The sequence below is a fragment of the bacterium genome (genome assembly GCA_021372535.1).
GTDB lineage: Bacteria > Latescibacterota > Latescibacteria > Latescibacterales > Latescibacteraceae > JAFGMP01.
Genome location: JAJFUH010000049.1, coordinates 46,665 through 54,419, shown reverse-complemented (window position 1 = coordinate 54,419; position 7,755 = coordinate 46,665). Strand labels below are relative to the sequence as shown.

Annotated in this window: 9 protein-coding genes; all 9 read right to left on the bottom strand. The window is 48.5% G+C overall.

The features are described 5' to 3' along the window. Positions 1-208: 208 nt before the first annotated feature. Positions 209-1,111 (bottom strand): flagellar hook-associated protein FlgL, encoded by a 903-nt coding sequence (flgL, locus tag LLG96_05370; GenBank protein MCE5249633.1) that lies wholly within the window; start codon positions 1,109-1,111, stop codon positions 209-211. Between the two features lie 36 nt (positions 1,112-1,147). Continuing rightward, the gene (gene flgK / locus LLG96_05365) at positions 1,148-2,542 is read right to left on the bottom strand and encodes a flagellar hook-associated protein FlgK (GenBank protein ID MCE5249632.1); all 1,395 of its coding nucleotides are present in this window, start codon (positions 2,540-2,542) and stop codon (positions 1,148-1,150) included. A 9-nt stretch (positions 2,543-2,551) separates the two neighbouring features. Next, a complete protein-coding gene (locus tag LLG96_05360; GenBank protein ID MCE5249631.1) occupies positions 2,552-3,067 on the bottom strand; it encodes a flagellar protein FlgN in 516 nt (171 codons plus the stop codon). Between the two features lie 30 nt (positions 3,068-3,097). After that, on the bottom strand, positions 3,098-3,529 hold the full coding sequence (locus tag LLG96_05355) for a rod-binding protein (protein MCE5249630.1): 432 nt from the start codon (positions 3,527-3,529) through the stop codon (positions 3,098-3,100). Positions 3,530-3,706: 177 nt separating this feature from the next. Continuing rightward, positions 3,707-4,798, bottom strand: coding sequence for a flagellar basal body P-ring protein FlgI (locus LLG96_05350; GenBank protein MCE5249629.1), 1,092 nt, complete (start codon positions 4,796-4,798; stop codon positions 3,707-3,709). Between the two features lie 11 nt (positions 4,799-4,809). Continuing rightward, positions 4,810-5,418, bottom strand: coding sequence for a flagellar basal body L-ring protein FlgH (locus tag LLG96_05345; protein ID MCE5249628.1), 609 nt, complete (start codon positions 5,416-5,418; stop codon positions 4,810-4,812). A gap of 11 nt (positions 5,419-5,429) precedes the next feature. After that, complete coding sequence (gene flgA / locus LLG96_05340) at positions 5,430-6,149, bottom strand: flagellar basal body P-ring formation chaperone FlgA (GenBank protein ID MCE5249627.1); 720 nt, start codon at positions 6,147-6,149, stop codon at positions 5,430-5,432. 12 nt (positions 6,150-6,161) lie between these two features. Next, positions 6,162-6,950 (bottom strand): flagellar basal-body rod protein FlgG, encoded by a 789-nt coding sequence (gene flgG / locus LLG96_05335; GenBank protein MCE5249626.1) that lies wholly within the window; start codon positions 6,948-6,950, stop codon positions 6,162-6,164. A gap of 18 nt (positions 6,951-6,968) precedes the next feature. After that, positions 6,969-7,712, bottom strand: a complete 744-nt coding sequence (locus LLG96_05330; protein ID MCE5249625.1) for a flagellar hook-basal body protein — start codon at positions 7,710-7,712, stop codon at positions 6,969-6,971. Between the last annotated feature and the right edge of the window lie 43 nt (positions 7,713-7,755).

Here is a 7,755-nt window from a genome sequence, read left to right as displayed (position 1 = left end):
TGAGCCCCCGCGATGTTTTGAAGGTCACTGATTTGCTCTTTGAGTTGTTCGTCATAACACTATCTCCTCGGTAACGTTATCACTTTGTTAGTATACATGGTGAATCCGGAAATTACAAGAATAAAAAACTCGAATATCAGCTCAATCTTCCGGTTTATTATAGGTTTGTTGCCATGAATATCTTCTCCCTCAGCCACTCATGGCCTTATTATGACAGAAAATCCGATAGTTTCGGTTGTATCAACCGTGATCCCGCCTGAAGCGAGGATTGAAGCGTGAGGAGCTGCAACTGATAATCCATGATTGCTTCAGAAGCATCGATATCCTCGGTATTCGAAAGAAACTCGGTAAAACTGATGGTATCGTTTTCTGCCCGTGAGTCAGCAGCGGTTATCCGGTTGAGACGTGAACCTATAACTGCTTGAATATTAATGATTTTTTCACTTGCCGTTTCAAGTTTTCCGATGTCATTTCTCAAGGAATCGGAATCGTTCGCCCTGAGGCTGTCTCTGATATCGATGAGGACATTGAAAAGATTTTCTCCGGATTCAAACAGGTCTTCACCATTAATATTTACTTTCATGTTGATGTTTTCACCGATAGTAGTAATAATATCTCCCGAAGAACCCGCGCTTTTGACTGATTCAATCTCGCCATCGGAATTACGGATTGCAATGTACGGTGCAGTATCGCTGTAAGTTCCGCTGAATGTATAGATTGACTCGGACCTGTTGTTGGCGTAACTGTAAACCTGTTCGAGAAGCTGATTGACTTCGTACGATATGGAAAGTTTATCGGTCGGGCCATAAGAATCCGAAGCTCCCTGGATAGTCAGCGTGTTCACCCTCTGAAATATCTCCTGCATCTGGGAAGTAATCGATTCTGTGTTCTGAAGGAGCGTCTGAGACCGCGAGATGTTTCTCTGAAATTGGGTTATCTCATCAAGTTTTGTCCGGATGGCAAGATCGGTCATCACATCAACAGGACTGTCCGATGGTTTATTCAGCCTTTTATTGGTCAGGACCTTCGTTTCAGACTCATATAACCGCTCGGAAGCATAAGCAAGATTATAGATAAAGTTGTTATGGAGTATTTTATCGGTAATTCTCATGTCATGAAACTCCGTTTCACTTTATTACCGGGAGACTCATCGTTTCATATTCACTACGGTATCGAGCAGTTCATCCATCGTTGTAATTAACCGTGAAGCACCCTGGTATATATGCTGTGTCTGAATCATCTTGATGAGTTCCTCGTCAATACTTACACCTTTGACCCGTTCACGGGCGCTGTCAATCTGGTTGACGAGCAATTCCTGATTAACACGACCGTTATATGATTCCTGCCCGATGATACCGATATCTGCAATAAGGGAATTGTAGTATTCGGAAAGAGTGAAAGTCTGATCGACTATTTTGGTATTTTTCATGATGTCGATATTCCGGGCATTCGAATTATCACCTTTTGTACCGTCCCCGGAGACCGCGATATGACCTACATCATCAATATCCGCCGAAAGCGAAATATTGAAAGCCTGGGTTTTAAGAGGATCGAAAAAGTCCCTGTTCGTTTCACCATCGAGACCATATCCGTTACGGTGTTCGAAATTAAGCCGTGTCACTAAGGATTCCGCCAGTTTGTCAAGCCGTGTAATAATACCCGGAATTACTTCATCCCGAAAATTCATAAGAGCGCCAAGCTTGCCTCTCTCTGGTATAAATTCATCTCCCTCGGTTGAAATAATCCCTGTCTTTTTGATATTACGGTCACCCCCCGACTGTGAAACTGGAGTGAGCTCAGTAGATGAATCACGTTCGACCATGACATTGGAACCGACAAGGACCGTCATGGTGCCGTCCTGCTGCTCCACAGTCCTTACTTCGACCAGGTTGGAAAGCTCATCTATGAGGGTATCACGTTTGTCGCGAAGATCGTTTGCCTCGCCACCTTGTGCCCCCGCGATACGGATAGAGGCGTTCAGCTTGGCGACTTCGCTGGCAATTTCATTGATTTGCTTTGGAATAGTGGTAATCTCGGTATCGATATCCTGCTGCATGATGATGAGCTGGTTGTTAATACGCTGCATACGGCTTGTGAGCTCATCTCCGATGGATTTGAGACTCTGGCGCGCCGCCATATTAAGTGGTGAATTGGCCAGGTCCTGCCATGCATTAAAAAATTCGTTGATTATCTCACCAAATCCGCGATCCGAAGGCTCATCGAAGAGGAGTTCAACCTGATGGGCAAGGTCTTCAGTTTTACTGAACGCATTGAAATCCTGATTTTCATAGCGATATATTTCATCATACAGGGCGAACCGTGACCGTGTGACCGTCGTTGCATCGACGCCGGCTCCAAGCTTGATGCCACCGCCAAACCTGCTGCTCGACAAGTCACTTTCAGCCGACACAAGCTGTACTTCCTGGCGTGAATACCCGGGTGTATTGGCATTTGCCACATTATGGGAAATGGTGTTAAGAACGTACGTTTGAGCGGCAAGTGCATTTTTACCGACATTCAATCCAAAAAATAAAGTACTCATTTCACCTTCTCACATTGTTCCGTCTATACAAACGCCGCCCGAATTATGCTGGAGCTCGGCTTTTGAAGAATATCCATGCTTCTTCTGCGCGGTTTTCCCGAGGACATTCAGCATTACCCGTATATCGCTTTCCACAAGAATAATTCCCTGTTTAATCAGTATCGAATTGGCGATCTTTTTCTTTTTGATATTCTCATAGATGGTATTGAGCACATGCCCCGTTTCCTGGAGCTTTTTTCTGTATGTGGCATCCACCAGAGGGAAAAGTGTTTCGAGAGTCGATAAATCCGTTTCTTCGCCCAGTATGCTGCTGATTCTGTTCAGAACATTTATCCTGCTTTTTTCCAGACAGGCGATGCTGGAAAACACATCTTCCTGATGTTCGAGATTTTCAGCAAGCGTTGCCGTATTAAACTCGATGAGGCTTTTCTCTTCAAGAATCAATAATTCGCTCACCGTATTAAATGACTGGATTTCTCTCTTCAGAATATCCAGCAGCTCTTCTATGCATGCATTCAATTCCATATGTTTTTCCCTTTCTTATATATCGTCATCTCATCGTCTAATCTTGAGGAATTCCGCTTTTGGAATATGATTTGTTTCGGTCTCCGGTTTTTTCTCCAGCCGTGCCGCCATCGAGTCGTAAAGCTTATCTCCGAGACCGAGTATACCGCGTTTCGCCATAACATCCGCAAGAGCATTATCAATGATGTCGCCGTAAATGTCTCCTTCGGGTCCGGTCCCGAACATGCTGTTCTCGGACATTGTCGAGCGCATGGTGCTCAGCAGCTTCCGGATGAATATCCCCTCGAATCCCTCTGCAGCCTCACGAAGACGGGCTTTTTTTCTGACGGTGTCATCATCGGTCGTGGTTTTTTTAAGGGAATACATACCCTGTTCACGTTCGAGAGAAATAAACGCCTGTCCTTGTTTTTGCAGCTGAATCCCTTCATGGGAAACAGCGGTCATATTCGATACCGGATCCATAAAATTCCTTAAAAAGCGTGGTATAAAACACAGTTTTCGGTAATACAATCTGTCAAGGGTCTGCACGGAGTGCCGATCCCCGATTAATGATTCGGGAACATGTTTTCATGCCCTTGACAACAACGAAACAATACGTTTCATTATCGGGCGCGTGAAAAAGTTCTTTTCACTGCCCTCTTAAATTACAATCAGCTCTGCTCTCAGTGATCCGGCTGTCTTGAGTGCCTGGAATATCGCAATAAGATCACGGGGTGTTGCTCCGAGCACATTGAGTGCCTTTGCCACTTCCGCCACATTCGCCGTCTCATTGAAAGCCACCATTCGTTCGGTAGTCGATACCTGGCCCGGTTGTGCAGCCTGACCGGGCGGCTGCTGAGCGCCGGCTGCCTGCGGCTCGCTGATTACCACCGAGAGCGTGCCGTGCATGATTGCGACAGGGCTCAGGCTGACATTCCCGCCTGCAATGATCGTACCGGTGCGCTCGTTGATGATTACCTTCGCTTTTTCGTCAGGGATAAAAGTGACCAGTTCCATTTCGGAGATAAACCTGACGATATCACCGCTATCCGCATACTCCGGAGGTATCTTTACCACGATACTGCCCGCATCACGGGCGGATGCAAGGGTATTCTGAAAAGTACTGTTTACTGAGGTAGCAAGGCGATAAGCGGTTGTATAATCGGGATTTCGGAGCGTTACCATGAGGCTTCGCTCCTCGACGCCGAGGGTAGGAAGATCGCGTTCCAGTATTCCTCCCTTCGGCACCATACCGACAAGCTGTTTATTCTGCACAATCCCTGTCTGCCCGCCGAAATTCCTGTTTGAACCGCCCACACTGAGCGGCCCCTGCGCCGTGGCATACTGCATCTCCCCCGTGGCGCACATCGGCGTCAGAAGAAGCGTTCCCCCCTCGAGACTCGACGCATCGCCCATGGAAGAGACAGTTACATCAAATGTTCCTCCGGTTTTAACATAGGGTGACACTGTCGCAGTAACAATGACCGCTGCGACATTCTTCACCTTGATGTTGGCGGCGGAAACTTCGATACCCATGCGCTTCAGCATGTTTCCGATTGTCCTGATGGTGAACTGGGTGTTTTTCCCGTCCCCGGTCCCGTCAAGCCCGACCACGAGTCCATAACCAAGAAGCTGAATCTCGCGCTGATCTTTGATTATCGCCACATCTTTCAGCCTGACCTGTGCCGGCGTGCAGGGAACATGAGCCAGACAGACACAGAGTATTGTACAGTATACAAGCGCTCTTTTCATTGAATACCTCGTTATAGAATCCAGTTGATTATTCTCATGAGTAAACCGGGGCGCTGCGCATCGGATACGCTGCCTTTTCCTTTATACGTTATCTTCGCGTTGGCAACCTGATATGAATAAACCGTGTTCTGCGAGCTTATGTCCTGGGGACGGACGAGCCCGGAAATATTGATCACTTCTATGTCTTCGTTGAGTTCGAGCGTTTTTGAACCCTCTATGACCAGATTATTGTCAGGCAGAACATCAATAACCTTGACGGTGATCCGGCTCGACAGCGAACCGTTCCGGACAGTCGATCCCTGACCGCCGTACTGGTTGGATACGTCCAGGGAACCGCTCACCCCGGGGAAAAGACCACGCAGTGCACCTCCAGACGCTTCACCTTTGGCATCCGATTTGTTTTGCTTCTTGGTGTCTGTTTTCGTGTTCTTTGTGGCAGAATTGGATTCCGAAATTATTACCGAAATCACATCTCCCACTTTGTACGCCTTGACATCGCTGTACAGCGAACCCGACCATCCCGAAGAAAGAGATTCTTCAGCCGATACAAACCCGCAGAAAACCGGACAGAGAACGAGAAAAACGAACCATAGACTCCGAAATATATATCCTGTTTTCACGAATATCCTCCTTACTTACCGGCCTGCACCGTTTTATTGTCCAAAACGACACAATCGAGCTGCGCTTTGGTCATTTCGTGATATACCCTGATCTTTTCACCGATTCCGCCGTCCTGACGGGCAACACCTTCACTGTACGCAATGACATTCCCTGCAACGGCTTTAATAACCACCTTGTCGCCCCTGAGGATTACGGGGACCTCTCTGACTTGCTGTTTCGTCAGTACCGATCCGGCACGGAGGATACGGTTTGTCAGCATACCCTCGAGCGGAGCGGTATCCTCGAAATACCCATCGAGTCCTGCCACATCGACTCTGGCAAGCTCCATATCACCGGGAGCTATCTGCTGACCTCGGCTCATATCGGAACGAACGACGGCGACCATCTTGAAAATCTGCACCTTTGCCGTAAGCTGGACACGTTTTACCACATGCCCTCTGTCATCGGAGAATTCCACACGGACAGGAACACGAGCATCGATTTTACGGCCCCCCGGTACGCTTACGGTCATGACGGGATTCTCGACATCCCTGACATCGATATCGCCCATCTGGGGTACAGTGGCCAGAATTTCGAGGCCCGACTCCACGGCAAGTTTCTCTACCTGCTCGATTACGGCAACTCTGACTTTTTCAGCGGGAATCACCGTCGCATGTACTGTGCCGACAGCAAGAGAGAAAACCATGATGCAAGCCAGCATCATCAAAATGTTATTATCCTTCGTTCTCATGGCCATTCATTCTTATCGCTTCAGGTTGTTGGCTATCTGGGTCATGTCTTCGGCGGTCTGAATCGCTTTTGAATTGATCTCATACGCGCGCTGGGCAATAATGAGGTTAACCATCTCCTCAACCGTCTCGACATTCGACAGTTCGAGGAATCCCTGCCTGATCTGTCCGAGGCCGTTCTCACCAGGAATACCTTCAATGGGATCACCCGAAGCGGTCGTCTGGACGAACATGTTCCGCCCGATTGCCGATAGACCTGCCGGGTTGAGAAATTTGACCAGGGTAATCTGGCCTATATCCGTCACCTCGGTCTCACCGGCGTTACGAACCGTCACTGTGCCGTCCACGCCGACAGAAATTTCCTCGGCCTCTGCCGGTATGGTGATTGCCGCGGTAAGACGGTAACCGTCCGAAGTCACTATCTCTCCCTCACGGGAGAGCTTGAGCGCGCCGTCACGGGTGTATGCTTCGGTGCCGTCCGGTAATTCTATCGGAATGAATCCGTTCCCGTCGATAGCGACATCGAGCGCGTTGTATGTCTGGCTCAGGTTTCCCTGACTGAAAATACGCTGTGAGGCGACAGCGCGGGTGCCGTATCCGATCTGAAGCTCGACCGGCACTTCCGAGCCGACCTGCGAGGTGGCGCCGGCCATACGATAGGTCTGGTACAGAAGATCCTGGAATTCGAGCTTGGATTTCTTATAGCCCGTGGTGTTGACGTTTGCAAGATTGTTCGATATGGTATCGACATTCAGTTTCTGAGCAGTCATGCCGCTCGCCGCAGTTCTCATTGCCCGTACCATGGATAGCTCCTTATGTAGTTATCGTATAGTTCCGATTTCAGTCACAACTCTCTGTAAAGTCTGATCCTGTATCTGTATCGATTTCTGTCCCAGTTCGAACATCCGGTAGACTTCTATCATATCGACCATGGACCTGATCGGATCGACATTCGATGATTCGAGATAACCCTGGAGGAAAACCGTATCGTCGCTTGGCTTTATCTCATTAATCGTATCGGGTTTACGAAAAAGCTCCTTGCCGACCGGCTCGAGTGCGGGATAATCGGTCGGGGCAAAATCCGCCAGTCCGATGGTATTCGCCAGTATCCCGTCCACCACGATATCACCGTTACCCTGAATCGCTACATCGCCGCCCTGAATGATGATTCGGTTGTTACGGTCGTTGATGAGATACATTCCTTCTTTTGTGATGAGATAACCGTTGTTGTCAAGGTAGAATCTCCCGTTACGGGTATAGGATATATTCCCGCTCGCATCCTGCACCCTGAAAAAACCCGGCCCGTTCAATGCAAGGTCAAGATCATTATCCGTTCTGTCGAGGGTACCCTGAGTAAAATCGATTCGCCTGTCCTCGGATATCTGGGAGCGGTCAGTTCCGCGCGCATGATTGAGGGCATTGTCGGCTGTGATAAGCTGACGGAGAAAGATATCGCCCTTCTTATAACCGTGCGTTGAAGTGTTCGCCAGATTATTAGCTATGCCGTCCTGCTGAATGATCCGCGGGATCATGCCGTATGCCGATAGATAAAGTCCTTTAACCATGAAGCCGTTCTCCGTTGATCGTTGTACGGTTAACTTCGTCATT

What these genes read in the sequence shown, in the direction of transcription:
- flgA (MCE5249627.1), bottom strand. Translation starts at nt 6,149, where the DNA reads ATGAGAACGAAGGATAATAACATTTTGATGATGCTGGCTTGCATCATG.
- flgG (MCE5249626.1), bottom strand. Translation starts at nt 6,950, where the DNA reads ATGGTACGGGCAATGAGAACTGCGGCGAGCGGCATGACTGCTCAGAAA.
- LLG96_05350 (MCE5249629.1), bottom strand. Translation starts at nt 4,798, where the DNA reads ATGAAAAGAGCGCTTGTATACTGTACAATACTCTGTGTCTGTCTGGCT.
- LLG96_05360 (MCE5249631.1), bottom strand. Translation starts at nt 3,067, where the DNA reads ATGGAATTGAATGCATGCATAGAAGAGCTGCTGGATATTCTGAAGAGA.
- LLG96_05330 (MCE5249625.1), bottom strand. Translation starts at nt 7,712, where the DNA reads ATGGTTAAAGGACTTTATCTATCGGCATACGGCATGATCCCGCGGATC.
- flgL (MCE5249633.1), bottom strand. Translation starts at nt 1,111, where the DNA reads ATGAGAATTACCGATAAAATACTCCATAACAACTTTATCTATAATCTT.
- flgK (MCE5249632.1), bottom strand. Translation starts at nt 2,542, where the DNA reads ATGAGTACTTTATTTTTTGGATTGAATGTCGGTAAAAATGCACTTGCC.
- LLG96_05355 (MCE5249630.1), bottom strand. Translation starts at nt 3,529, where the DNA reads ATGGATCCGGTATCGAATATGACCGCTGTTTCCCATGAAGGGATTCAG.